Source organism: Paenimyroides ceti (genome assembly GCF_030409925.1).
Window position 1 is genome coordinate 1552268 of the sequence record NZ_JAUFQU010000001.1, and the last position, 26054, is coordinate 1578321.

The following is a 26054-nucleotide window of genomic DNA, read 5'->3' on the forward strand; positions in this document are numbered from 1 at the left end:
AAAAAAGTCGGATTAGGGAGTCTAACCCAATAAATTATTTTTTTGAAGATAAATATATTAACTTTTTTGAAAATGCTATTCAACTGATTCATGAGTTCCAGATTTAAAAATAATGAGAATTGGACTTCTTATATGTATGCACTTATGTGGAATTTACAATAATCAATCACTTACAGATTTCATTTCGTAAAATTTTAATTTATATAAAAACAGCACCACTGCTATGAATGATCGAACAATGCATAATATTTTATGAAGAATTTTCTATTCTTTTTGTAATTGGAATTGATTTCCTCCTTGTTTGAGCAGCATGCTGTTTTCTTCACTCATAAAAATGAGTTCAATTCCCGCTTTATCAAAAGTAAATATGTTTTTTGATTTTGTTTCCAAAGGCAACACTGCCTGACCGGTTGCCTGAGCGGTTAATGATTGTTCACTTCTTGCAATAGTTATTTTAAAAGGCAGTCCTTCTGCAGAATATGTACCAGTAAAAACATCAAGTTGTTCTGGCGTTAGAACTACAGTTACAAAAGATGGAATTTCATAGGCTATATCAAATAATGCTTTTGAAATTGTTGCACTTATCATATCAAGTTTATAGTTCATAGCATTAGACGCAACAGCATAGGTTAAACCTTCTTTATCAAAATAGGTAATGATTGATTTATAGCCATCAATCGCACCATCATGTCCTATACCATTATGGTTTTGAAATGAATAATCAAAAAGTCCTGAACCATATCCGTTAGTCATCGTCATCATCTGCTTAAGACTTTCTTTATGAATCAGTTTTTCATTAAACAAGGCATTAGTAAAAATAACTAAATCAGTTGCAGTACTCTTTATGGCACCTGCGCCCATAGGAACAGTAGCATGTGTATCAGGTTCCGGATTCCATTGATCGGTATAGGTGTACGAGAGCGCTTCTTGCTTTTTTCGTATGGCTGATGTTCCGAAATAAGTGTTCTTTAATTGCAATGGCTGGACAATAGTAATATCGAGGATCTCAGCATATTTTTTGCCAAATATATGTTCTAAAATATACGACAGTAATACATAATTACTATTGCTGTATGCGTTTTTTGTACCAGGTTTGAAATCGCTCCCTCCTGAAGTAATGATCTCCAGCATTTCCTTCTCCGATTTTTTTTGTGTGTACCAGGTCAGATAATCTATTGTATCAGTAAAGTTAGCAATGCCACTGCTATGATTTAACAAATTTTCTATGGTAATATTCTTCGCTTGTGGTAAGGAAGGAAAAAAGACATCCACTGTTGTAGTAAGATGTATTTTGTTTTGTTCAATTGCTTTAAATATTAATACTGCTGTAAAAGTTTTTGACACAGAACCTATCGAGTATACAGTTGTTGTCAAAGCCGGAATTGAATCTTCTATATTGCGAAAACCTACAGCTTTTTCATATAGTATTTGATTATTTTTTGAAATAGCAACACTTCCCATAAACTTATTATGTTTTGAAAGCGTTTCAAAATAAGCATCGAGTTTTTGAGTATCAATGGATTGTGAAAAAACACTACAAGTAGCCGAAATAAAGTACAGAATTATATAAATTATTGATCTCATTACTTTTTGTTTTTAAGATATTTTTTGCCTTTTAACAATAAGGTGATAAATACATACAAAATAATCGCAGCCAGCATCATGGTTGGAATAAACCAATTGCCTAACTGTTCGTAAGACTGATAATTTACCGTGTCACTACTGTATCTTCCTAATACAAAAAAATGATCTTTTTTGTAAAAAAAGCCTACTTTCTGAGGATCAAAAATTTTAGCGAATATGAGAAATACAAAAGAAAACAATGACAGATAGAGCAGAAAAAAGATGATATAAGAAACTCCGTTGCTAAAATTAAATAGTAGTGCTTTGATAATTTTAACAGGATTAAAACTGCGTGTAGCTTCCTCTAATTTTTTTTCTGCTACGAGTTCTCTAAGAAAGAATTCCGGAGCCCCAAGTTTTTCAAAAACATCAAGCAGACGTTCCACTTCGTTGCCTTCAACTATTGTAAATGCTTCATATATATGACTGTTAATCTCCAATAAACACTCTTGCTGATTTTCTTTATTGAGTCCTTTAACCATGCTTTTTACGCGATTGATATAATCTTTGTACAGTCTTTTTGCATTGTTATCTGTAAATTTTATTTCTTGAAATTTCATAATTAGATGGCATTAATGATTTGATTTAAATTACCCCAGTACACTTTCATTTCTCTGAATGTTTCCATTCCCAACCGGGTAATTTTATAATATTTTCTTGGTATTCCGGAAGTCTGCTCAACCCACCGGGCATCAACCAACAGCTCTTTTTTTAACCGGATAAGCAGTGGATAAAGAGTACCTTCTGCAATATCGATATCCGTTACTTTTTTAATCTCACTGATTAAATCATAACCATAATATTCTTTTTCTCTGCTAAGAATACTGAGCACAATAAAAGAAAGTGTGCCTTTCTTTAGTTGTGATGTCCATTTATTTATAAAATCTTCATTCATAATGCAAATATAAAAAAATACATAGTATAACAAAGTATATAGTTAAAAAATATATTTTATACTAAAATCTTCTATACCTATTTTGCTTATTTATCAGTTTAGAGAATTACCTAATTCTTTGAAAAAATGAACTCAGATATGAGAACCTGTCATTCAAAACCATGATGCCAAATACGCTCCAAATCCAAAGAATCGAAATCCATTTCTGCTCTCTTTTCATTGCAATGATGAATTATCAGTGGATAGTTTGTTGCTGATGAAAAAGAAGTCATCAAAAAGTATGATATAGCATCTTTATCTTTGAGTTTAAAAAGAACCTTATTATCATCGAGAGTTTTCATTAATAAATTGCCCATTTCATAATCGTTGTATATTTCATAATCAATGAAGTCATTATTATGTATCACACTTTTTATTTGATATTCAAAAGTTTCTCCGGCTTCTATAACGATTTTATTATCATTTATTTCAATCAACTGTTGAAATCCTAAATCACATGGTTTATATAAATAAAATGTTCCTTTCTTTGATACTATGTTAGTGTAGGAATTAGCATCATGTTGACTAACAAAATCTTTATATTTACGGTCATTACTATTTGATATGTATTCAAATTCCTTAATGCTATTACAGCCTAATATTAATGAAAAAACGGATAAAAAAATTACTTTCATACTGTGTTATTTTTTGTGATTCAGAAATATAAAGCTTTACCGATTTTATATTCTTGAAAACAATTGAAAAAATTTCTTTTTTTGCTATCTCACCTATTTTTAAGGCATAATATCCTTACCAACTCCATTGCAAAATTGTGTATATGTTGACAATTTGAGGCTACCTGTAGGTGTTTGTTTAAAGACTTTATAAATACTATCTGTTTTGATAAACTTTTTGTAACCGTAATAATAGTATTCCCTTACAATTAATGTTTTATTGATTGTATCAATCTCAGTATAGCCGGAAGAATAGATTGTATCAGTACGTGGTTCAAAGCCTAATTTAGACTCCAATGTTACCCCAGCCTGAAATGTATTATTCAGCTTATACGTTTTTATCATCTTAACAATTCCATCATAATCGCCTGTAAAGACTTTATCAGTACTTATCTCATACTTATAATTTCCAATTTTTTCATAGGTCACATTACAACCATTGTTAAGCAGCATGGTAAACATTAAGATTAAATATATTATTATCATTTTTCTATTTTCCATATACATCAATTTAATATCCATATCCGGATTGAATGAACACCTCCTTTTGGCTTTAAATATTCTCGATCAAAATCAGAGTGCTAAAAACTTATTTATATAAATTATCTTCCAGTTCTTATTTTTCTTTTCAAAAATAAAAACTGTTCCTCCTATAAAATGAGCATCTATGGTCTCCACATTAACAGAAAGAAATGCGTACTTCTTGTTTTTGGTATAAACAACATTGGAAGCGCAAAACATATAATCTTCGGAATCTAATGTATCTACAATCAAGACATTTTTTACAGGAATATTTTCAAGATCGTTATTTGGGTAAGTGCTTGCAGCATCTGCTAAATAATCTTGTTCTTCAAATGTCAGTATTTCACTGATTTTATTGATATAATTTACAGTATTCGTTATGTTGTGCATATTGCTGTGAATCATTAAACTATCTGCCAATTCTTTTGTATAATAGGTTTCGCGTTTATACTTAAACATAGAAGAAGGTAATTTTCTGGTAGTTCTTAAAACTTTTATTTGTGTCCATTCTATCTAAGGTAGTATCATCATAGAAATTCAGATAGTTAAAGTTATTTTTATCTGCAAAAGCCATCCGATACAATTCTTTATCTTGAGAAAATCCAAAAGATATATAAAGTATTAATAGAAGTGTTACTGTATTTTTCATATTTTCATTTTGATTAATCGAGTTCCCAAAAATGGATTTCCAGAGCATATTGACCATTGCTTAATGTTTTTTATTCACCTCTTTATATCTTTTTTTAGAAAGTATTTTTAGATCTTTACTTTGATAAAATTCTAAACATCCGTTTATAATGTTATTGTAACCTTCTAAATCTCCTCCTTTATACCAAATATTTCTCTCTTTAATAATTGTTGCATATACTTTTCCCAAAGAGTCGGTTTCATTTATTAAATTAAAATTTCCCAATATTTGAAAATTGAGAGATGGGGAAGAATCATTTTTCAATTGAACATCCAAATTCTTCAGACAAGAACAAAAAACATTCGCTTTATAAGCTGCTGTCCATTGGTATTGATATTTTTGTTTGCTTTTACATGAAACTATTAAAAGCATTAGTACTATTATATAATATATTTTTTTCATTTTAAACTATTTATTCTAATTCCCAAATATCTATATAATCTATAGTTTATATGCTTATGTTCTCCATATCTATATCCGAGGACTATCCGAATCACAAGAAAATTTGTTCATCTTGATATATCTGTAACCATTTTTTATTGACAAGTGATAAAATAAAGAACGAATGCCCAATAATATCGTTATTTACCCGTACTTCAATTTTCAAGTACGCTTTTTTTCTATCATTTGAATAAATAATATTGGAGACCTGAAAATACAATTCATCCTTAGGGATTTCTTGAATCATTACGACTTTTTTATTTTCAATAAATATTTTTTCTTTTTTAGTTTGATCAGTTTGTTTCCATAAATAATCTTGTTCTTCAAAAGATAAAATTTCACTTACTTTAGTAATATAGGCAGCATAAGATTCTTTACCATGCATTTTTCCGTAAGCAGCTATGCTATCAGCTAATTTCTTACTATAATAAATACTGTCATTATACTTAAAAGTACGTTTGTGAATTAAATATGTACTATCATAAACTTTATAGGTAGCCATTTTCTTTTTTGCATCCTTATCATAAAAACTTAGATATTTGAAATTTTTCTTATTTTTAAAAACTTTTTTATATATGTGATTATCCTGTGAATACGCCATAGACGTAAAAATCAAGAAAGCTATAATGATATACTTCATATGTAAATATTTTTTTTGATTAGTCGTCAATTGCCATTTGACATGTGATAGATGGCAATTATATTAATGATGTTTACAAACTATGTGCTTACCTATATTTTATCTCATTGGTCGAGTTCCCAAAAATGAATTTCCAGAGATTATAGAAAATTATTTTGTCCAAAAACTTTCATCTTCATCCGGCATTCTGAATCTATAGTCGGCACTCCTGATTAAATAATAATCATCGACTTTTTCAACGATATAAAAGAAGATTTTATTTTCAAATGAATCATTCGCCAAAATAAGAGACAATTTTTTACGATCTGTAATCTTATGGTCTAATTTTTTAGTTTTTTGTACTTTCTTTCCAGTGCCATATACAAAATCAGTATATGTATCATCAACACATATTCTAAAGTAATGTACTTTTCCTTTTTCATGAAAATGTTCATCTTTATACTGATCATACAATAAATATATGGTATTGTCTTTTGTTTTCTGTGCATATACGCACAAAGGGAGCAAGTAAAGAATATAGATAAGATACTTCATTGTATAAATTTTTAAGAATGTTATTTGTGAATAGCAACTATTCTAAAATTTTCCTTTTTTGCTATCTCACCTATTTTTAAGGCATAATATCCTTACCAACTCCATTGTAAAATTGTGTACATGTTGACAATTTGAGGCTACCTGTAGGTGTTTGTTTAAAGACTTTATAAATACTATCTGTTTTGATAAACTTTTTGTAACCGTAATAATAGTATTCCCTTACAATTAATGTTTTATTGATTGTATCAATCTCAGTATAGCCAGAAGAATAGATTGTATCAGTACGTGGTTCAAAGCCTAATTTAGACTCCAATGTTACCCCAGCCTGAAATGTATTATTCAGCTTATACGTTTTTATCGTCTTAACAATTCCATCATAATCGCCTGTAAAGACTTTATCAGTACTTATCTCATACTTATAATTTCCAATTTTTTCATAGGTCACATTACAACTATTGTTAAGCAGCATGGTAAACATTAAGATTAAATATATTATTATCATTTTTCTATTTTCCATATACATCAATTTAATATCCATATCCGGATTGAATGAACACCACCTTTTGGCTTTAAATATTCACCACCAATACATTTGCCATTTAAAATTAAATCTACATGTCCTGAATATCCAGCTCCACCCAAACTGCTACTTCTCGAATCCTTATTAATTATTACATAAATTCCATTTTTTCCTTTTAACATATCCATTACCATTTGCGAGTCATTCGCATCATTACCAATTAACTTTAAAGGTGGTTCTCCAAATTTATCAATCATAAACTTGTTAAATGAAACGGCATCTAATATATAGTTTTTTCCATCACTTCCCTTTTCTGTTCGTTGTAAACCATTATATTTTAAAACTGGAATATGAATATTTGAATATAATAATCCCCTAGACCCTCGCACAGCACAGGCATTTGAATAATTCTGATTACCTGATACATGATTTGAATATGGACTACCTCCGACTAATTGAAACACATCGAACGCAGGCATTTGTGTAAACATTCCAGAAGTTTCGATTTTGGGAAAATTACTGATAAAATTGGCTAAACTTGGTAAAGACTGTTGATACAATATTTCATCATATGTTATTAAATCTGAATTTGCTGGAACAATACTGTTTTCTAATTCAGGATAAGATGCGAAAAACATTTTCTGAATTTCATCCCATGAGAAATCATTATTTTGAATTAAATAAGGTAATACCCAATTTATGAATTCAATAATAGAAGGTTTAATTACAGGATAGGCTCCATTTGTTAAATTAGAGTTTATAAATTGTTGAATATTATTTTTTTCAATAAAACTAAGACTGCTCCAAAAAGTAATAAAGCTATTCACAGTAAATTTATTGGCAAACAGCGATAGCTGTACAATTTGCTGTGTAAGCTTGTTATTGTTGGTACGCAATACAGTATCATTGGCAATATAATTAAGCAGGTCAGCTGCCAGTTTTATACTGGCTGCAGAATAATTCTTTTGCATCAGATAGACACTCACAGCTGTTTTAAGATCAGAATTTTGAGCCAGCATATTCTTTGTAAGTCCCGGCAGGCTGTATAAGAAGTTTTCGAATTTAGCATTAGAAGAAGAACCGCCCCCGCCTCCTTTTGCGGGATTCAGATCGATTAATTCTAAAGACAATTGTACGATATCGCTGGTGATGGTTGTTTTACAGACCACATCAGTAGTTACATAAATATAGGCGTCATTGGTATATTTACCGCCACACATCTGCCCGAATTTGTGGCGACCGCCATTGGTACATCGGGTAGAGCGAAAGGTAAATATAGTGGTGCAGTCTTTTTGTACGGCATTAGTGGTACGGTTATCACGTTCACCGTTTCTGAAATAGTCGCTGATGGTAATCGTCTGATCAGCAGTAGAGAGTTCTACTTTTCCGGTAAAGAGTTCTTCAAATATACCGCCTTCGGGATAATAGCGCAGATAGGCTGTTTTGAGTACTTCATTATTGATGGTTACCACAAATTTTTCAAGAAAATTTCCCTTTTCATTGAATTTTTGTGTGACAAAAGAATAGGTTTCAATCGTATGAATGGGATCATAAAAGTGATCGATAACGATGTCCGTAACGGCATCTTTTTCTATACTGCCCTGATTTCTCTTTTTGGCAATCTCATAACTGTTTTGAATTGATTGTAATGTTTTCTGATCTGCCTGTTTCGTTTCTGTCAGTCGGTAAAAAAACTCCTCAAAGCTCAAGATCTCATATTGGATTTCCTCTGCAGAAGCCTTAGCACTATTCGTTTGTTTTAATTCTTCTGTAATGTCATCAGAGCATGCATACAAACTGCACACAGTGAAAATAATTAAGAGTGTTTTTTTCATATTTACAAGATGTTTTTGTAAATATAACACAAAAAATATAACAACCTAATAATAAGTGTATTAATTTTAATTCACATATAAGTATCTTTACTCTGAGGTTAGAAAACTTACTTTCTACGAACAATACTTTTATAATGAAATGCTAAATTTGCTTAAAGATGAAAGGTGTATCTTTTTGAATTCTTTTGAAAACATCAGGGCGCAAGCCTCTCAATTTTCCAATCCATATCTTCTTGCAGCGTATAGCGCAGGCGATCGTGTAGCCGATTGGGTCTTCCCTGCCAGAATTCGATAGAAACGGGTTTTATCAAAAAACCGCCCCAATGCATCGGGCGTTGAACTTCTTTATCAGAAAATTCTTTTTCAAGCTTATGCAATTCCTGCTCTAAAAAATCATAAGATGGAATCACATGGCTCTGTGGTGAAACAACAGCACCTAATTTACTACCCTGAGGCCGTGAGGCAAAATAATTATCAGACATCTGCTCTGTTGTTTTTTCGGCTATACCTTTGATGATTACCTGACGTTCCATAGAAGGCCAGAAAAACGACAAGCCTATATGCGGATTGGCGATAATAGCCTTTCCTTTTTCAGAATCATAATTCGTATAAAAAACAAAACCGTTTTCATCATATTTTTTTAAAAGAACAATCCTTGCTTTAGGAAAGCCATCTGTGCCAATGGTAGCTACAGTCATGGCATTTACTTCCTCTATTCCGCCAAATTCTTCTACCTCATAGAACCATTTACGAAACTGCATCATCGGATTTTCGTCAACAGTATTTTCTGTAAGACGACTCTTTTCATAGGACTTTCTATAATTGCTTAAATCACTCATTTTTTATTTATTAAAATTAAAAACCTTGCCATCTTCAGCCAGTTCTACTGTATCAAAAACCGTTTCAGCTTCTTCTTTAAAGGCATTTAAATTGGCATATCGGGTGGAATAATGGCCCAAAACCAGTGTTTTTACATGAGCCTTCTGAGCAATGGTTGCGGCTTCAATAGCCGTTGAATGCATCGTATGTGCTGTTTTGGATTTGTCCTGTTCCAAAAAAGTACTTTCATGGTACAGTACATCTGCTCCATGGATAAGAGGCACAATACTTTCATCATAGAGGGTGTCTGAGCAAAACGCATAAGATTGTACAGGAGCCGGATCAAATGTAAGGATGTGATTTGGGATAACCGTTCCGTTTTCAAGTAGCATATCTGCTCCGTCTTTTATTTTTTGATAATAACAGGTTTCTATTTCGTGATTGAGAACAGCATCCATATTTAATTTTCTGGCTCCGGGTTTTTCTTCAAATAAAAAGCCGTTGGTATACACTCTGTGTTTTAGTGGTATGGTTCGCACACGCACTTTATCATTCTCAAAAATAACTTCACTTTCAGTAGAAGTAAGTTCATGAAAATAAAGACCGTAACCCGTATAGGAATTAGATAGGCGTAATTGAAGAAGAATCATTTCTTTGATGCCTTTAGGACCATATATATGCAAATCATTTAGACGGTTGAGAAGCATAAATGTAGATACTAATCCTACCAGTCCGTAGCAATGATCTCCGTGTAAATGCGATATAAAGATCTGATTGATCTTCGAGAATTTAATCTTGTGTTTTCTGAGTTGTACCTGAGTACCCTCGCCACAGTCAATAAGAAACATCTGATTATTGATTTCCAATACCTGTGATGTAGGATTGGTTATCGATCTTGGAGTTGCTGAATAACAGCCTAAAATGGTTAGTTTCATATCAGCAGTTAATAAGAAATTTGTATGTTTTTAAAAGCCAAGATCGCGCTCAATCTCTTCCATTTCAATGATATCATGTGCTTCCTGCAAAGTTGGAACTACAGTAATGTCTTCTGATAATTCATTAAAATCGGCATCGGTTACAACGATTGCAAATGATTTTTTGCAATCTTTAAACATATCGTGTAACGTTTGGAAAAGCAATACTTCCTCTGCTTTTAAATTGTATGTATTCAGATCGATTACAAGATGATGTGACAAAAATTCTTTTTTCTGATCTGTAATTTTCTGAATTAATTCCTGCAGATTTTCATCCACACGCTTAATAATAACAGTATTTCCTTTTTCTTTTATTTTCATGTAGTATAATTTTTTCAAAACGGATAAATCCCTACAGTTTATTTTATTTTTGAGGCAAGCAGGTATATCACTGCCATACGAACTGCAACTCCATTTTCTACCTGTTCTAAGATAACAGATTGTTGTGAATCAGCTACATCAGAGGTGATTTCAACTCCACGGTTAATAGGTCCGGGGTGCATGACAATTATTTCTTTATTTAAAGAGTCTAATAGTGCTTTATCCACTCCATATTGTTGTGCATATTCCCGTGTTGATGGAAAATAATTTACATCAAGCCGTTCATTTTGCACCCGAAGCATATTGGCTACATCACACCATTCCAAAGCTTTGCGTAAATTCGGTTCATATCGTACCCCTAAACTTTGAATATAACGCGGCATCAGCGTTTTAGGTCCGCAAACCATCACTTCTGCTCCCTGCATCTGTAATGCAAAAATGTTAGAAAGTGCTACTCTGGAGTGTAGAATATCTCCGACAATCACTACTTTTTTACCTCCTACTTCTCCCAATCGTTCCCGAATGGTAAAACTATCCAACAATCCCTGAGTCGGGTGTTCATGAGCTCCGTCTCCGGCATTGACAATACTGGCTCCGACATTTTTAGATAAAAAGTAAGCCGCTCCTGGATTACTGTGACGCATTACAACCATATCAACTTTCATTGACAGAATATTGTTGACGGTATCAATAAGTGTTTCTCCTTTTTTTACAGACGACTGAGCTGCAGAAAAACTGATAACATCAGCAGAAAGACGTTTTTGAGCTAATTCAAAAGAAAGCTTTGTACGCGTACTGTTCTCAAAAAAGATGTTGGCAATAGTAATGTCTCTTAAGGAAGGTACTTTTTTTATGGGACGATTGATAACTTCTTTAAAATGATCAGCTGTTTCAAAAATTAAATCAATATCGTTTTTGTTGATATATTTTATTCCTAATAGATGATTAACACTTAATTCTTTCATTTTTTTGTACTGTAGCTCGGTTGTTAGTTAGATTCGTTTATTAAAAGTACCTGATCTTCCAGTGCATTGTCTACTGATTTCCATTGCACTTTTACCTTTTCATTGTTGATAACATCAACCTGACGGCCTCTGTAATCGGGTTGAATAGGTAAATTTCTGCTGAATCTGCGATCAATAAGCACTAAAAGTTCTATTTCACTTGGTCTGCCAAAAGACTGAATCGCAGTTAGTGCTGAACGTATGCTTCTACCCGTAAAGAGTACATCATCTACAAAAATCACTTTCTTGTCTTCAACCAGAAAATCAATCTGTGTTTTATTTGCTTCCAGAGGTTTATCATTTCTTCTGAAATCATCACGAAAGAAAGTAATGTCCAGAAAACCAAACGGAATATTTTTGATCTGATATTCGTTTTCCAAAAGTATCTGAAGCCTTTGAGCCAGATATTTCCCTCTTGGTTGTAAACCAATGATAACCGTATCAGAGAAATCAAGATGTTTTTCTATCAACTGACAAGCCAGCCTGTGTAAAATGATATTGACGTCTTTAGAAGTCAACAATATTTTGGTACTCATATATAAAGTGTTGTGTTGCGAAAGTAAAATTACAATTTAATTATCATACTTTAACTAAAAAATGAAATGACAGCTGTAAAGGCATAAAAAATCCCGAGTAAAAACCGGGATTTTTATAATATCTATTCTTCTTCATCATCGTCATCTTCATCGATGTCATCATTGTCTCTGTATTCATCATCATCTTCATCAAAATCATCGTCTTCCTCTTCATCAGTCTCAGATGAGCTTTTTTTAGAAGCTTTTTTAGGCTTCATATCGTCTTCTTCGTCTAAATCATCAATATCTTTCACATTGATTGCTTCCGGTATGATTTCCTCGTCTTCTTCATCAAAATTCTCAATACGGTCTGCCAGTTTAGTACTTACTTTTACTAAATAAATAGTATCTTCTGTTTTAACTTCTACAGCTTCGATTGATTCATTTTTTGCGTTTTTAAAACGGATGATATCTGAATCATCATAACCATCAGGAAATTTCTCTACTAAAAGTGTCAAAATTTCATTTGTCAATTTAGCGTAATCAACAATAACTCTTTTCATTCTTAACTATTACTTTATTTCACGTCAAAAATAGAGCCTATAATTATATCTTCAAAAAAAAATGATTCTTTTTTTCTGAATATTTTCTAATTTATTACATATCTAAAAGATACGCAAAAACTAAAGGTGCTACAATGGTTGCATCTGATTCGATTATGTGCTTTGGCGTATCCATATCGAGTTTACCCCATGTAATTTTTTCATTAGGAACGGCTCCTGAATACGATCCGTAAGAGGTTGTTGAATCTGAAATCTGACAGAAGTAAGACCAGAAAGGAACATCAGTCCATTCTAAATCCTGATACATCATCGGAACTACACAGATAGGGAAATCTCCTGCGATACCTCCACCGATCTGGAAGAAACCTACTCCTTTTCCACCGCTGTTTGCTCTGTACCACTCTGTCAGGTAGATCATGTATTCGATACCCGATTTTACAGTACTTGCCTTTAATTTTCCTTTGATTACATTACTTGCAAAAATATTTCCGGTTGTAGAATCTTCCCATCCCGGACAAATGATCGGTAAGTTTTTTTCTGCGGCTGCAACAATCCAGGAATTTTTAGGATCAATTTCATAGTATTGTTCCAAAACACCACTGTTTACTACCTGATATAAAAATTCATGCGGTAAATAACGCTCTCCTTTCGCTTCGGCTGCCTGCCATACATCTTCTAAATGTTTTTGAAGACGACGGAATGCTTCTTCTTCCGGAATACACGTATCAGTAACACGGTTGTAGTGGTTTTCCAATAAATCCCATTCATCCTGTGGTGTAAGATCTCTATAGTTAGGTACGCGTTTGTAGTGCGAGTGCGCTACAAGATTCATCACATCTTCTTCAAGATTGGCTCCTGTACAGGAAATAATATCAATTTTTCCCTGACGTATCATTTCTGCCAATGAAATTCCCAACTCAGCTGTACTCATAGCACCAGCAAGTGAAACCAACATTTTACCGCCTTCATTTATATGTGTTTCATATCCTTTAGCCGCATCTACTAATGCTGCAGCGTTGAAATGAAGATAATTTTTCTCAATAAACTGACTAATTGGACCTTTACCCATTTTATGTATTTTTAAATAGTTGTTATTCTTTTTTTCTGTTATATCCTAAGATGTTCAATACATCTTCGGCTGTTTGCTGTTCTGAAAATACTTCTGTTGCCAGAATTCCATTTTCATCCCTGTCAATTAAAATATGTTTTGGCTGAGGAATAAGACAATGATGAATTCCTCCCTGTCCGCCAATTGTTTCCTGATAAGCTCCTGTATTGAAGAAACCGATATACAAAGGTTTTTCCTTATTATATTTTGGAAGATAAATGGCATTCAGGTTTTGTTCAGAATTGTAATAATCATCGCTATCACAAGTCAATCCTCCTAAAAGAACACGTTCATAAGAATCATTCCAGCGGTTAATTGCCAGCATGATAAATCGTTTGTTAATCGCCCAGGTATCTGGTAAGGTAGTGATAAAAGAAGAATCAATCATATTCCACTTTTCACGATCGTTCTGTTGTTTCTGATATAAAACCTGATAGATAGCTCCTGCACTTTCACCAACAGTAAACGAACCGAACTCTGTAAAAATATTCGGAACCGGTACATCAGCTTCATCACAGGCAATTTTTATCTGATTGATGATTTCTTCAATCATATATGCATAATCATAATCAAATGCCAATGAGTTTTTAATTGGAAAACCACCTCCGATATTCAGACTGTCTAATGTAGGGCATTCTTTTTTCAGACTTGTATAAACTTTTAAACATTTTGAAAGTTCATTCCAATAATAGGATGTATCACGAATACCAGTATTGATAAAGAAGTGAAGCATTTTTACCTCTACTTTAGAATTCTCCAAAATGTTTTTACGGTAAAAAGGTAAAATGTTTTTATAACCAATACCCAATCTGGAGGTATAAAATTCAAATTTTGGCTCTTCTTCAGAAGCAATACGGATTCCCACCTGAAATTTCCCTTTGATTTTTTCCTGAAGCAAATCCAGTTCCTCATAGTTATCAATAATAGGAATGGTTTTTTTATGACCATTATTGATCAGGCGTGCAATATTTTCAATATACTGCTCTCTTTTAAAACCGTTGCACAAAACATAGGTTGATTTGTTTATTTTACCGGTTTCCAAAAGCTTCTCTACAATATTAATATCAAAAGCAGAAGAAGTTTCTACATGAATATTATTTTTAAATGCTTCATTCATCACATATTCAAAGTGAGAGCTTTTAGTACAGTAACAATAATAATATTCTCCTTCGTATTTATGCTTTTCCATCGCTTTTCTAAACCAGCTTTTCGCTTTATTGATGTTGTTGGAAATTTGCGGTAAATACGTGAATTTCAAAGGAGTTCCATATTGTTCAACCAACTTCATCAAGTCGATATTATGGAATAATAAGTTGTCTTTATTAAGGGTGAATTCTTCCTGTGGAAAATAAAAAGTCTGATTGATTAAATCGAAATATTTGGTATTCATTGCTTGTTGTTTTTAAGTTTAAAAATGTTTTTATTGTTAACCGAAAAAACAACACCATTCAAACCCTGATATTAGCAAATACGATATTTAATTTATTCGTACAAAAATAAGTGTAATAGATACTTTTAATGTCTTCCTTTTGAATAAGGAAAACATTATTTTTTATATTAAAAAAGGCAGAGTTATGAATCCCTCTATTTTTAATGATTTGCATTGGCTTGAACCTATTAAATTTGCGTTACAAAGTTAAAAAAATTATCCTCGTAACGTTTCATATTTGATATAATTTTTATTTGAGATAATCATGAATCGCTTCTGAAATCAAATCATTCGTTACTAATTCATTATAACTGAACTCACCTCTGTTTTTTAATAATGTAAAATTTACCTCTCCAAAGGCATTCTTTTTATCATGGGTTAAAAGAGAAAAAATAGTCTGCACATCGTTGTCTGATAAATCTACTTTATCAAAAATACTTCTTATAATTTCTTTTATCTCTTCATAAAATGTTAAAGAAATAAATTCTTTTTTATATGAGAGATAAGCTTCAAGTATCATACCCTGAGCGATGGCAAAACCGTGTAGTAATTTTTCTTTTTCAGGATCTTCCAAAAACAGACTTTCAATAGCATGCCCCAGAGTATGACCGAAGTTTAATCCTTTGCGCAGATGTTGCTCTTCATAGTCCTGTAATACAATATTATTTTTTATTTCAATTGAGCGATGAATCAGGCGTTCCAAATCGTCTGTGGTCAGATTACTGAGATCTTTTAGTTCATTCCAGTAATCCATATCTGCGATAAGACCGTGTTTCAGCATTTCTGCCAAACCGGACTGCATTTCATTCTGTGGTAATGTCTGTAAATAACTGACATCAATCAATACCATTTTGGGCAAACTGAAAGTGCCTATCAGATTTTTGAGACTTCCAAGATTCACACCTGTCTTACCACCTACCGAAGCATCCACCATTGCCAGTAAAGTAGTAGGAATATGAATACTGTGTATTCCTCTTTTATAAGTTGAAGCTACAAAACCGCCCAAATCGCTTACTGTACCACCACCAAGTGTTAGCAAAAGACTTTTCCGATCTCCTTCAAGTTCTTCTAAAGCATTCCATACTTCAAAACAGGTTTCGATATTCTTATGTATTTCTCCTGCTTCAATCTCAATAATTTCAAACGGAACTTCTGTAGCAAAATGAGCCAGAAAATGAGGCAGACAATATTCTGATGTGTTGGTATCTGTTAAAATAAAAATTTTAGAATAATTATTCTCTTTAATGATCTCATACAGGTTTTCATATGATTTCTCTCCAAAAACAATTGAATAGCTTTTTGAAATAATGGTTTTCATTAATTAAGCAGTATTTTTTTGTGTAAAAATAAATCAAAATTATGGCAAGTGTAATTATATTTGCACATATTAAACGAAATAATGGAAAAAATTTTTGATAATACAGAGGTTGCTTTCGCACTGAAAAATAATTCCGAACTAAACCGGGCTTATTTCTTGTTTAAAATGATCAGCAGCCAGACTTTGGTAAAAATAGGAACATCACTTGCGGGTTTTGCCATCAGAACAAAACTTCCCGTAAAAGGATTGATACGATCAACTGTTTTTGATCATTTTTGTGGCGGGGTTACAGAAGAAGACTGCCTTAAAGTAGTAGATAAAATGTATACCAAAAGAGTTTCTTCAGTACTCGATTATTCTGTGGAAGGAAAAGAAACCGAAGAACAGTTTGAAGCTGCTTTGCAAATGACACTCAAAACGATTGAGTTTGCCAAAGAGCGGGAAGCAATACCTTTTGCTGTTTTTAAACCAACAGGTGTCGGACGTTTCTATTTATTTGAGAAAAAAGGAGAAGGAAAACCTTTTACAGAACCGGAACAAAGAGAATGGGATAATATTGTATATCGATTTAATGCTATCTGTAAAGCAGCATACGATAAAGATGTACTTTTACTTATCGATGCTGAAGAAAGCTGGATGCAGGATGCTGCCGATGAATTGGTATTAGATATGATGCGTCTTTATAACAGAGAAAAATGTATTGTATTCAATACAGCTCAAACCTATCGATGGGACCGTTTTGATTTTATCAAACAAACTCATGAGATTGGCTTAGCAGAAGGATTTCATGTTGGTTTTAAAGTAGTTCGCGGTGCTTATATGGAAAAGGAACGTTTGAGAGCAGAAGAAAAAGGATATCCGTCCCCCATTTGCGCAACAAAAGCACAAACAGATGCTACATTTGATAAATCTGTAACTTATATCCTGCAAAATCTGGATAAGAATATGGCACTCTTTGCAGGAACACATAATGAAGAAAGTTCCTATATGATGATGAAACTCATGCAGGACTTTAATATCGCTCATGACGATAAACGTATGTGGTTCGGACAGCTTTACGGTATGAGTGATAATATCAGTTATAACCTTGCCATGCACCATTATAATGTCGCAAAATATTTACCTTTCGGTCCTGTTTACGATGTGGTGCCTTATTTGATTCGCAGAGCAGAAGAAAACACTTCTGTAGCCGGGCAAACCAATCGGGAACTCAATCTTCTCGATACAGAAATTAAAAGACGAAGAATGAAATAAAAAATAAGGCTGTTTTAAACAGCCTTATTTTTTTTCATAAAATAGATATAGGTAAAATAACCTATATGAATTGCTGCAAATATGAGTGAGAAATAATACAAAATTGCATCTCTGCCTTCAGTATTAATATGATGTAAAATAGCAATAAGAATCAATACAACAGATAAAATCAATACTGATATACTTACCACCTTATTAGCCTGCATAGCTGTAGTAATCTTATCCTCAGACAATAAACTGTGTTTTGCTCCGTAAAAAAAGTAAACATCAAGACCAATAAGCATCCATACTACCAAACGTACCCATGTGTCTAAAGGTAAAAAAGCCATCATAAAAAAACACGTAAGAATTCCCAGTATAGGTACAAGTGGTACCAATGGTGTCTTGAAAGCACGTGGCGCATCCGGCATCTTTTTACGCATCACCAATACGCCAACGCATACCAGAATAAAAGCAAACAAGGTACCAATACTAGTCATTTCCCCTACTACTCTTCCCGGAATAAAGGCAGCGAAAACACTTACAAAAAGTAAAAAGAAAAGATTGGCTTTATAAGGTGTTTTAAATTTTGGGTGTACACTTGAAAAAACTCTTGGCAAAAGTCCGTCTTTACTCATAGAGTAAAACACCCTGCTCTGTCCCAAAAGCAATACAAGAATTACAGAAGCATATCCTAATAAAATAGCAATAATAATAGACGTGTTCAACCACGGATATTCTGGTGTTACCGTACCGTCAGCCGCCATTGTTCCCATATTTTGAATAGCAATAGCCACCGGAGCCAAATGACTGCTTGCATCACCTGCAGCAAATTCTTTATAATTTACAACTCCTGTCATCACATAAGCAAAGATGACATATAAAACGGTACAGATAATGAGCGAACCCATAATTCCTATTGGCATTGCCTTTTTGGGATTTTTCGTTTCCTGCGCTGCTGTACTCACGGCATCAAAGCCGATATAAGCAAAAAACACCACCGCGGCTGCACGGATCATACCTGAAAAACCAAATTCACCGAAAGTACCTGTATTATCCGGCACAAAAGGAATGTGATTTTCTGTACGTACATACTTAAAACCTACAATGATAAAAACAAGAACAATAGCCACTTTTAATAAAACGATAATGGCATTGACAAATGCAGATTCACTTGTACCTTTTATTAACACAAGCGACATTAACACAACAATGAAAACAGCCGGAAGGTTAAACCAGCCCCCATCAAATGGTGTGGTCATGAGTTCGGGGGGAAGCGACATATTAAAATTCGACAACAGTGCGTTGAGATAACCTGCCCAGCTTGAAGCAACAGTTGCAGAACCTACGGCATATTCAAGCACCAAATCCCAACCAATGATCCATGCGATAAATTCTCCCATAGTGGCATACGAATAGGTATAAGCACTTCCTGCCACAGGAATCATTGAAGCAAATTCTGCATAACATAATCCTGCAAAAGCACAGCCTAATGCTGCAATCAGAAAGGATACCATAATAGAAGGACCTGCATAATTTGCAGCTGCCATACCCGTTATGGAAAAAAGACCTGCTCCGATAATAGCTCCCATACCCAAAGCAATAAGTCCCCAAGGTCCTAATGTCTTTTTTAATGTATGTTCACCACTCTCATTCGCTTCTCTTAACAACTCATTTAAAGGCTTCCTTGTGAATAATCCCATAATAACTATTTTTAATTTTCTTTAACATAAAGAAACAAAAATAGCAAAATATCATTCACTTGTCTGCTTTTTCATCAAATAATTCTAAAGAAAATTATTGTAAATTAAGTTTACTGTGCTTGCGGGAATAGGAAAAATAGATCAGTAAACCGATCACCAACCAAATTGAAAAATACAGCCAGTTCCATACCGTTAGTTCTGCCATGAGATAAAAACAACAGATAAGTCCAAGCATTGGAATTAGAGATAAATTCTTTCGGATCGCCCATATATTGAGTGCAATTAGTACTATAAAAAATATCCAAAGCGGTATTTTGTGTTTGAAGAGATCAAACCCTCTTTCAAATTTTAAAGAGTCACTTACCGGTGCATTTTCTACAATCTGTTGATAGTTACCGGTTGTTTTTTCTTTGATATGTGTGAGTATATATTCTAAATCATCTGCATGTTCAGTAGTCTGTATATAATCATTTTCCCCTAAATAATTCAACATGGCTTCAGACTGTGTTTTATCTAAAGAGGTAACCAAAGTAATCGGATCTACAATCTGCGCTTTGTTGGTAATAAAATCCCATGTATTTTGTTGATTGATTGTTAGGGCATACAGGATACCGATAGCAGTCAAGAAAGGCAAAACAAATTTTGAATTGATATAAGGTGTTTTGAATTTCCCTCTTGGAATATTTTTATCCTGCAATATCAAAACACCGGCACATACTACAGAAAAGGCAAACAAGGTACCAATACTACACAAATCTGTTACCATCGTCAGATTCATAAATAAGGCCGGTACTGCTACTACAAACCCGGTAACTACGGTAGCAAATGAAGGCGTTTTATATTTTTTATGGATTTTAGCAAACTTTGGTGGCAGTAAACCGTCACGGCTCATACTCATCCAGATACGAGGCTGTCCCATTTGAAACACAAGCAATACGCTTGCCATAGCAACCACTGCACTTACTGCAATTATTCCGGACAACCATTTCAGATTCAATTTGTCAAAAACAAAAGCCAAAGGATCTCCAACATTCAATTCTTTATAATTCACCATTCCTGTTAATACCAAGGCAATAAGAATATACAGAATAGTACAGATGATAATAGCCCACATCATCCCTCTTGGTAAATCTCTTTGCGGATTTTTACATTCTTCAGCTGTGGTAGAAATAGCATCAAAACCGATATAAGCAAAAAATACTGCCGATACCCCTTTTAAAACTCCGGTGATACCATTTGGCGCAAACGGATCCCAGTTTTCCGTGTCGACATAAAATATACCAACTGCGAGTACCAGCATGATTACGGCAATCTTTACAATAACCATGGCATTGCTGGCATTTCGGGATTCTTTCATACCTCTGTAAACCAGCCATGTAATCAACACAATTATACCCAAAGCCGGAATATCTGCCACAAAATGAATATTTCCTAAAGTCGGTGCTGTAGACCATGCTGTATGTGCATCCTGTATATAAGCAGGAAGATTTTCAAATGCTTTTCCGTTCTGCATCAATGCCACAGCATCATTAAAACCATTTCTGGCAGAGAGATAATCCATCTGTATCCATTGGGGTAAATGTATGTTCATAGTCTCCAGCAATCCCGTAAAATAATCGCTCCACGAAATGGCCAGTGTAATATTCCCAATAGCATATTCCATAATGAGTGCCCATCCGATAATCCAGGCTATAAGTTCTCCGAATGCTACATACGAATAGGTATAAGCACTTCCTGAAACCGGAACCATTGAAGCAAATTCAGCATAGGCAAAAGCCGTAAATCCACAAGCGAGTGCCGTAAACATGAACAGAAAAATAACAGCCGGACCGCCATCATAGCTCGCTTTACCGATAGTACTAAAAACACCGGCTCCAACAATAGCGGCAATTCCAAAAAAAATCAAATCACGCTGGGTAAGATATTTACCTAAAGATTTATTACTGTCCTGATCTTTTTTTAGTTGGGATAATATGTCGGAAACCGTCTTTTTTCGGAATAAGCTCATGTAATACGTATCTTTTATTTATTGTTTAATTTTTTAAAGAGGGAAAAGTACAAAAAAATTAAAATGAAAAAGCCTGTTTTGCAAAAAAAGTATTTCCAATATACGCAAAAGCAATGAATTAGTGCTGTATTATTTGTCAGATATACCATTTAATTTTACATATTGATCAACTTATAAAATGCTTTCCCCTTTTAAAAACACATTAGTGTAACAAAATTAAGTCACATATGTAAATACAGATTGGACAGACAGAAGTATTTATACTATTTGGAAACATTTAATAGTATGTTGATAAAAGGCATTTTTTATCATCATATAGATTATGTATCTTTGAGTACATATAAGATGTGTACTCATAAAGACAGCTTATGCAACGATAAGAATTAACAATTGAAACCGCTTCAAAAGCAGTAGGGATTGTTCTATCTTTGTCTTATAAAAGTAAAAATAGTTATTAATCATAAAATTTAAAACATGGCTTTAGTAGGTAAAAAATTTCCAAACATTACGGTAGATGCAATTTCTGAAATGGGAGATAATTTAAGAATCAACATTTTTGAAGAAGCTACAAAAAACAATAAAAAAGTATTATTATTCTGGTATCCGAAAGATTTCACTTTTGTATGTCCTACAGAATTACATGCTTTTCAGGCAGCTTTAGGAGATTTCGAGAAGAGAAATACAATAGTAATCGGCGCTTCTTGTGATACTAATGAAGTACACTTTGCATGGTTGAACACTGCAAAAGACAATGGTGGTATCGAAGGAGTGACGTACCCTATTTTAGCAGATACTACCCGCAATTTAGCGAATGTATTAGGTATTCTTGATGTTGAATCTACAGAATATGATGAAGAATTAGACACTGTATTGATTAACGGATCAAATGTAACATACAGAGCTACTTACCTTATTGACGAAACAGGAAAAATCTTCCATGAATCAGTAAATGATATGCCATTGGGTAGAAACGTAAACGAGTACCTTCGTTTGATCGATGCGTACACACACGTACAGACTCATGGAGAAGTTTGCCCTGCTAACTGGGAAGAAGGTAAAGATGCAATGTCTGCTAACAGAAATGCTACAGCAGAATATTTAGCAAAACACTAATTAAAACAATTTATAAAAATCCAAATTCGGGAAACAGAGTTTGAATTTGGATTTTTTAACCCTAAAAAAATTCAAACAATGTTCGTAGAGTTAGATCAAGATAATTTACAAGAAATTGTATCAGGCAATAAAAAAGTAGCAGTTCAATATTCAGCTTCATGGTGTGGTAACTGCCGTATTATGAAACCTAAATTCAAAAAGCTATCCTCTGAAAAAGAAGATATTACATTTGTAATTGTTGATGCAGAAAAATTTCCTGAGTCAAGAAAGCTTGCAAGTGTTACAAATTTGCCTACTTTTGCTACCTTTGTAGACGGAAAACTGGTAAATGAAACACAAACCAATAAAGCGGAAGTGCTTCAGGAATTGATTAACGAAATTGGATAATCTATGAAATTACCCGTTATTAAACATTTGACGCAATTTATTGAAGAGAATGATCAGGATTATATAATTGAAACCATTGAGGTTTTAGAAGCCCTAACAGAAGTTCCTTCTCTTAAAGATGAAGAACTGGATGTAATTGCTGAATTAATCTCCAATATGTATGGTGCTATCGAAGTTGATAAACTAATCAAAGCCGGTACTCCTAAAAAAGAAGCCCTGAATACCTTTATGCAGCGTGTTTTAGGATCCATTGATAAATAAGCAGTACTGCTATTTATATAACAAAAACAACAATCTATTTAGAAAAAACCGTTTATTATAAGCGGTTTTTTCGTCTTTTATGAAGATTATTTTATAAGAATATGAGATTAAAGTCTTTTTTATAAAGATATATCCTATCTGTTTTTATCTTCCAGCATCGGTACAAAACGGAAATCTCCGAATTCCTGCTGTTCAAAATGAGTTTCAGAACTTCTTACCAGCAACGTCATGATTTGTGTATCTTCTCCAACGGGAATCACCAAACGTCCTCCGATCTTCAACTGCGCCATCAGAGCCTGAGGAATATAAGGAGCTCCGGCAGTAACAATAATACTGTCAAAAGGAGCGTCTGTAGGCAAGCCTTTGTAACCATCACCAAAAGAAACCACTCTGGGATTATATCGCAAAGCAGCCAGTAATTTACTGGTTTTCTTATATAATTCTATCTGACGTTCAATTGTAAAAACTTTAGCCCCCATTTTACATAAAACAGCAGTCTGATAACCGGAACCGGTTCCGATCTCTAAAATTTTATCATCTGGTTTTACCTGTAACAGCTGAGATTGGAATGCTACAGTATAAGGTTGAGAAATGGTTTGTCCTGCCCCTATTGGAAAAGCTTTATCCTGATAGGCAAAATCTTCAAAACCTGATTCAAGAAACAAATGACGCGGTACGCTTTGCATAGCCTGCAAAACGCGCTTATCATTAATTCCTTTCTGCTGTAACACAGAAATAAGTTGATTTCGAAGTCCTTGATGTTTGGCAGTATCTCTCAATGGGGAATGGTTTTATAAGACTTCAAAATTACGCAATAATTTCAATTTTTCAAGCTCTTTTTAGCCAATAACCACAAATGAACAGTAACTTTCACGGCATTAATGAGTTTGATATATAAATATATTTTACTTTTGTATAAATTATTTTTTTATGCTAAAAATAGGCGTTCTGGGAGCAGGACATTTAGGTAAGATTCATCTTCGTTTATTGAACCAGTCTGAAAAATATGAATTGGTCGGTTTTTATGATCCCTTAGCATCAAATGCAGAGAAAGTAGCACAGGAGTTCGGTTACCGTGTATTTAAAAGTATCGATGCACTCATTGCAGAAGTAGATGTTGTAGATATTGTAACTCCTACCCTTTCACATTATGAATGTGCCGTACAGGCCATCAAAGCCGGTAGACATATTTTCTTAGAAAAACCCATTTCCAATACAGTTACAGAAGCTGAGCACATTATTGCACTTGCAAAAGAATATGGTGTCAAAGGACAGGTAGGTCATGTTGAACGTTTTAATCCTGCTTTTATGGCAGTAAAAAACAAAATCAATAATCCCATGTTCATTGAAACACACCGCCTGGCAGAGTTTAATCCCCGAGGAACAGATGTACCTGTTGTACTGGATCTTATGATTCATGATATCGATGCGATATTAAGTGTAGTGCAATCCAAAGTAAAAGAAATACATGCAACGGGAACTGCTGTAATCAGTGATTCACCCGATATTGCCAATGCACGCATTGAATTTGAAAATGGCTGTGTAGCTAATATAACTTCAAGCCGTATCTCTATGAAAAACATGCGAAAAGCACGTTTCTTTCAAAAAGACGCGTATATATCTGTAGACTATCTCGATAAAATATGTGAAGTTGTAAAGATGAAAAATGCACCGGAAGTACCCGGAGACTTTGATCTTATTCTGCAAAATGCCGAAGGTGTAAAAAAACAGATCTATTATGACAACCCTGAAGTGGCCTCCAACAACGCCATTTTAGATGAACTGGAAACTTTTGCAGATGCTATTAATAATAATACAACCCCGATTGTTACATTAGAAGATGGTACGGAAGCGTTGAGAATTGCACATCAGATCATCGATTGTTTTAATAAGTAAACCAAAACACTTATATTCGCATTTCATATAGAAACAAACGAACAAAATAAAATGAAAAATATTGCTGTAATTGGAGCAGGTACTATGGGTAATGGAATTGCTCATACGTTTGCTCAAAAAGGTTTTAAAGTATGTTTAATCGATATCAGTGAAAAATCAATCGAACGCGGTATGCAGACGATTGTTACGAATCTGGATCGTATGATTGCAAAGGGAACCATAACGGAAGCAGATAAGAAAGCTACGATTGAAAATATCATTACCTATACTGAGATTAAAGACGGTGTAGTAAATGCTGATTTAGTGGTAGAAGCTGCAACAGAAAATGTTACGCTAAAACTAAATATTTTTAAAGAATTAAGTGAAGTATGCCGTGAAGATGTTATTCTGGCTTCTAACACTTCTTCTATCTCTATTACTAAAATAGCTTCAGTAGTAAAAAATCCACAACGCGTTATTGGTATGCACTTTATGAATCCGGTGCCGATTATGAAATTAGTTGAAATCATTCGTGGTTATAATACTACTGATGAAGTGACCAAAACTATTATGGATCTTTCGGTACAATTAGGAAAAACGCCTACTGAAGTAAACGATTATCCGGGATTTGTTGCAAACCGTATTCTGATGCCTATGATCAATGAATCTATTGAAACACTTTACAACCGTGTAGCTGGTGTAGAAGAAATTGATACCGTGATGAAGTTGGGAATGGCACATCCGATGGGACCTTTACAATTAGCAGACTTTATTGGTCTTGATGTATGCCTGTCCATTCTGAATGTTATGTATGATGGATTTAAAAATCCTAAATATGCACCAAACCCATTATTGGTAAACATGGTGATGGCTGGCAAACTGGGTGTAAAATCCGGTGAAGGTTTTTATGACTATTCTGAAAGTAAAAAAGCAGAAAAAGTAGCAAAACAATTTTTAAAATAATATTTTTTCAATGTTCGGTTTCATCCGGACATTGAACCTTTTATAATAG

General features: G+C 33.6%; 30 protein-coding genes. 6 read left to right on the forward strand and 24 right to left on the reverse strand.

All coding sequences use genetic code 11. The features are described from left to right. Window positions 1-264: 264 nt before the first annotated feature. The 21 genes from QW060_RS07495 to aroB all read right to left on the reverse strand — a co-directional run bounded on the left by QW060_RS07495 (window position 265) and on the right by aroB (window position 16462). Window positions 265-1584 carry a serine hydrolase domain-containing protein gene (locus tag QW060_RS07495; protein ID WP_290363023.1) on the reverse strand — a complete coding sequence of 440 codons (1320 nt, stop codon included), beginning with the start codon at window positions 1582-1584 and terminating at the stop codon, window positions 265-267. Next, window positions 1584-2183, reverse strand: coding sequence for a hypothetical protein (locus tag QW060_RS07500; protein WP_290363024.1), 600 nt, complete (start codon window positions 2181-2183; stop codon window positions 1584-1586). The genes QW060_RS07495 and QW060_RS07500 overlap by 1 nt, the downstream gene beginning before the upstream one ends. A 2-nt stretch (window positions 2184-2185) precedes the next feature. Then, a complete protein-coding gene (locus tag QW060_RS07505) occupies window positions 2186-2518 on the reverse strand; it encodes a PadR family transcriptional regulator (RefSeq protein ID WP_290363025.1) in 333 nt (110 codons plus the stop codon). Window positions 2519-2667: 149 nt separating this feature from the next. Further along, the gene (locus QW060_RS07510) at window positions 2668-3192 is read right to left on the reverse strand and encodes a hypothetical protein (RefSeq protein ID WP_290363026.1); all 525 of its coding nucleotides are present in this window, start codon (window positions 3190-3192) and stop codon (window positions 2668-2670) included. Between the two features lie 99 nt (window positions 3193-3291). After that, window positions 3292-3717, reverse strand: a complete 426-nt coding sequence (locus QW060_RS07515; protein WP_290363027.1) for a hypothetical protein — start codon at window positions 3715-3717, stop codon at window positions 3292-3294. An 87-nt stretch (window positions 3718-3804) separates the two neighbouring features. Then, window positions 3805-4212, reverse strand: a complete 408-nt coding sequence (locus QW060_RS07520) for a hypothetical protein (protein WP_290363028.1) — start codon at window positions 4210-4212, stop codon at window positions 3805-3807. Then, a complete protein-coding gene (locus QW060_RS07525) occupies window positions 4205-4459 on the reverse strand; it encodes a hypothetical protein (RefSeq protein ID WP_290363029.1) in 255 nt (84 codons plus the stop codon). The genes QW060_RS07520 and QW060_RS07525 overlap by 8 nt, the downstream gene beginning before the upstream one ends. A 3-nt stretch (window positions 4460-4462) precedes the next feature. Beyond that, window positions 4463-4843: a hypothetical protein gene (locus tag QW060_RS07530; RefSeq protein ID WP_290363030.1), complete on the reverse strand. Its 381-nt coding sequence runs from the start codon at window positions 4841-4843 to the stop codon at window positions 4463-4465. Window positions 4844-4934: 91 nt separating this feature from the next. Beyond that, a complete protein-coding gene (locus QW060_RS07535; RefSeq protein WP_290363031.1) occupies window positions 4935-5522 on the reverse strand; it encodes a hypothetical protein in 588 nt (195 codons plus the stop codon). 150 nt (window positions 5523-5672) lie between these two features. After that, window positions 5673-6056, reverse strand: a complete 384-nt coding sequence (locus QW060_RS07540; protein ID WP_290363032.1) for a hypothetical protein — start codon at window positions 6054-6056, stop codon at window positions 5673-5675. 76 nt (window positions 6057-6132) lie between these two features. After that, the gene (locus QW060_RS07545) at window positions 6133-6558 is read right to left on the reverse strand and encodes a hypothetical protein (protein WP_290363033.1); all 426 of its coding nucleotides are present in this window, start codon (window positions 6556-6558) and stop codon (window positions 6133-6135) included. Window positions 6559-6578: 20 nt separating this feature from the next. Further along, window positions 6579-8411, reverse strand: a complete 1833-nt coding sequence (locus tag QW060_RS07550) for a T6SS effector amidase Tae4 family protein (protein ID WP_290363034.1) — start codon at window positions 8409-8411, stop codon at window positions 6579-6581. Window positions 8412-8605: 194 nt separating this feature from the next. Beyond that, entirely contained in the window at window positions 8606-9250 is a 645-nt protein-coding gene (gene pdxH, locus QW060_RS07555; RefSeq protein WP_290363035.1) for a pyridoxamine 5'-phosphate oxidase, read from the reverse strand. Window positions 9251-9253: 3 nt separating this feature from the next. Continuing rightward, window positions 9254-10165 carry a ribonuclease Z gene (locus QW060_RS07560; RefSeq protein ID WP_290363036.1) on the reverse strand — a complete coding sequence of 304 codons (912 nt, stop codon included), beginning with the start codon at window positions 10163-10165 and terminating at the stop codon, window positions 9254-9256. A 30-nt stretch (window positions 10166-10195) separates the two neighbouring features. Beyond that, window positions 10196-10525, reverse strand: coding sequence for a ribonuclease Z (locus QW060_RS07565; RefSeq protein ID WP_290363037.1), 330 nt, complete (start codon window positions 10523-10525; stop codon window positions 10196-10198). Window positions 10526-10563: 38 nt separating this feature from the next. Then, window positions 10564-11490 carry an aspartate carbamoyltransferase catalytic subunit gene (locus tag QW060_RS07570; RefSeq protein ID WP_290363038.1) on the reverse strand — a complete coding sequence of 309 codons (927 nt, stop codon included), beginning with the start codon at window positions 11488-11490 and terminating at the stop codon, window positions 10564-10566. Between the two features lie 23 nt (window positions 11491-11513). After that, window positions 11514-12065: a bifunctional pyr operon transcriptional regulator/uracil phosphoribosyltransferase PyrR gene (pyrR, locus tag QW060_RS07575; RefSeq protein WP_290363039.1), complete on the reverse strand. Its 552-nt coding sequence runs from the start codon at window positions 12063-12065 to the stop codon at window positions 11514-11516. 122 nt (window positions 12066-12187) lie between these two features. Then, window positions 12188-12607 (reverse strand): DNA primase, encoded by a 420-nt coding sequence (locus QW060_RS07580; RefSeq protein ID WP_290363040.1) that lies wholly within the window; start codon window positions 12605-12607, stop codon window positions 12188-12190. 94 nt (window positions 12608-12701) lie between these two features. Further along, window positions 12702-13676 carry a deoxyhypusine synthase family protein gene (locus QW060_RS07585; RefSeq protein ID WP_290363041.1) on the reverse strand — a complete coding sequence of 325 codons (975 nt, stop codon included), beginning with the start codon at window positions 13674-13676 and terminating at the stop codon, window positions 12702-12704. Between the two features lie 22 nt (window positions 13677-13698). Further along, entirely contained in the window at window positions 13699-15105 is a 1407-nt protein-coding gene (locus QW060_RS07590) for a type III PLP-dependent enzyme domain-containing protein (RefSeq protein ID WP_290363042.1), read from the reverse strand. 289 nt (window positions 15106-15394) lie between these two features. After that, on the reverse strand, window positions 15395-16462 hold the full coding sequence (aroB, locus tag QW060_RS07595) for a 3-dehydroquinate synthase (RefSeq protein WP_290363043.1): 1068 nt from the start codon (window positions 16460-16462) through the stop codon (window positions 15395-15397). Between the two features lie 81 nt (window positions 16463-16543). Between aroB and QW060_RS07600 the strand changes: the two genes are divergently transcribed. Then, window positions 16544-17716, forward strand: coding sequence for a proline dehydrogenase family protein (locus tag QW060_RS07600; protein WP_290363044.1), 1173 nt, complete (start codon window positions 16544-16546; stop codon window positions 17714-17716). A gap of 14 nt (window positions 17717-17730) precedes the next feature. Here QW060_RS07600 and QW060_RS07605 read toward each other — a convergent pair whose 3' ends face one another. Both QW060_RS07605 and QW060_RS07610 read right to left on the reverse strand, forming a co-directional pair. Then, the gene (locus tag QW060_RS07605; RefSeq protein WP_290363045.1) at window positions 17731-19398 is read right to left on the reverse strand and encodes an amino acid permease; all 1668 of its coding nucleotides are present in this window, start codon (window positions 19396-19398) and stop codon (window positions 17731-17733) included. A 94-nt stretch (window positions 19399-19492) separates the two neighbouring features. Then, window positions 19493-21406, reverse strand: coding sequence for an amino acid permease (locus QW060_RS07610; RefSeq protein WP_290363046.1), 1914 nt, complete (start codon window positions 21404-21406; stop codon window positions 19493-19495). Between the two features lie 474 nt (window positions 21407-21880). On the opposite strand from QW060_RS07610, the gene QW060_RS07615 reads away from it, so the two are divergent. The 3 genes from QW060_RS07615 (at window position 21881) to QW060_RS07625 (ending at window position 23167) form a co-directional block, all read left to right on the forward strand. Beyond that, on the forward strand, window positions 21881-22519 hold the full coding sequence (locus QW060_RS07615) for a peroxiredoxin (RefSeq protein ID WP_290363047.1): 639 nt from the start codon (window positions 21881-21883) through the stop codon (window positions 22517-22519). 78 nt (window positions 22520-22597) lie between these two features. Beyond that, complete coding sequence (locus QW060_RS07620) at window positions 22598-22906, forward strand: thioredoxin family protein (RefSeq protein ID WP_290363048.1); 309 nt, start codon at window positions 22598-22600, stop codon at window positions 22904-22906. Window positions 22907-22909: 3 nt separating this feature from the next. Then, entirely contained in the window at window positions 22910-23167 is a 258-nt protein-coding gene (locus QW060_RS07625) for a DUF6952 family protein (protein WP_290363049.1), read from the forward strand. A 134-nt stretch (window positions 23168-23301) separates the two neighbouring features. Here QW060_RS07625 and QW060_RS07630 read toward each other — a convergent pair whose 3' ends face one another. Continuing rightward, window positions 23302-23946 (reverse strand): protein-L-isoaspartate(D-aspartate) O-methyltransferase, encoded by a 645-nt coding sequence (locus tag QW060_RS07630; RefSeq protein WP_290363050.1) that lies wholly within the window; start codon window positions 23944-23946, stop codon window positions 23302-23304. A gap of 151 nt (window positions 23947-24097) precedes the next feature. On the opposite strand from QW060_RS07630, the gene QW060_RS07635 reads away from it, so the two are divergent. Beyond that, window positions 24098-25063 carry a Gfo/Idh/MocA family protein gene (locus QW060_RS07635; RefSeq protein ID WP_290363051.1) on the forward strand — a complete coding sequence of 322 codons (966 nt, stop codon included), beginning with the start codon at window positions 24098-24100 and terminating at the stop codon, window positions 25061-25063. Window positions 25064-25114: 51 nt separating this feature from the next. After that, window positions 25115-26005 carry a 3-hydroxyacyl-CoA dehydrogenase family protein gene (locus QW060_RS07640; RefSeq protein ID WP_290363052.1) on the forward strand — a complete coding sequence of 297 codons (891 nt, stop codon included), beginning with the start codon at window positions 25115-25117 and terminating at the stop codon, window positions 26003-26005. Window positions 26006-26054 lie beyond the last annotated feature (49 nt).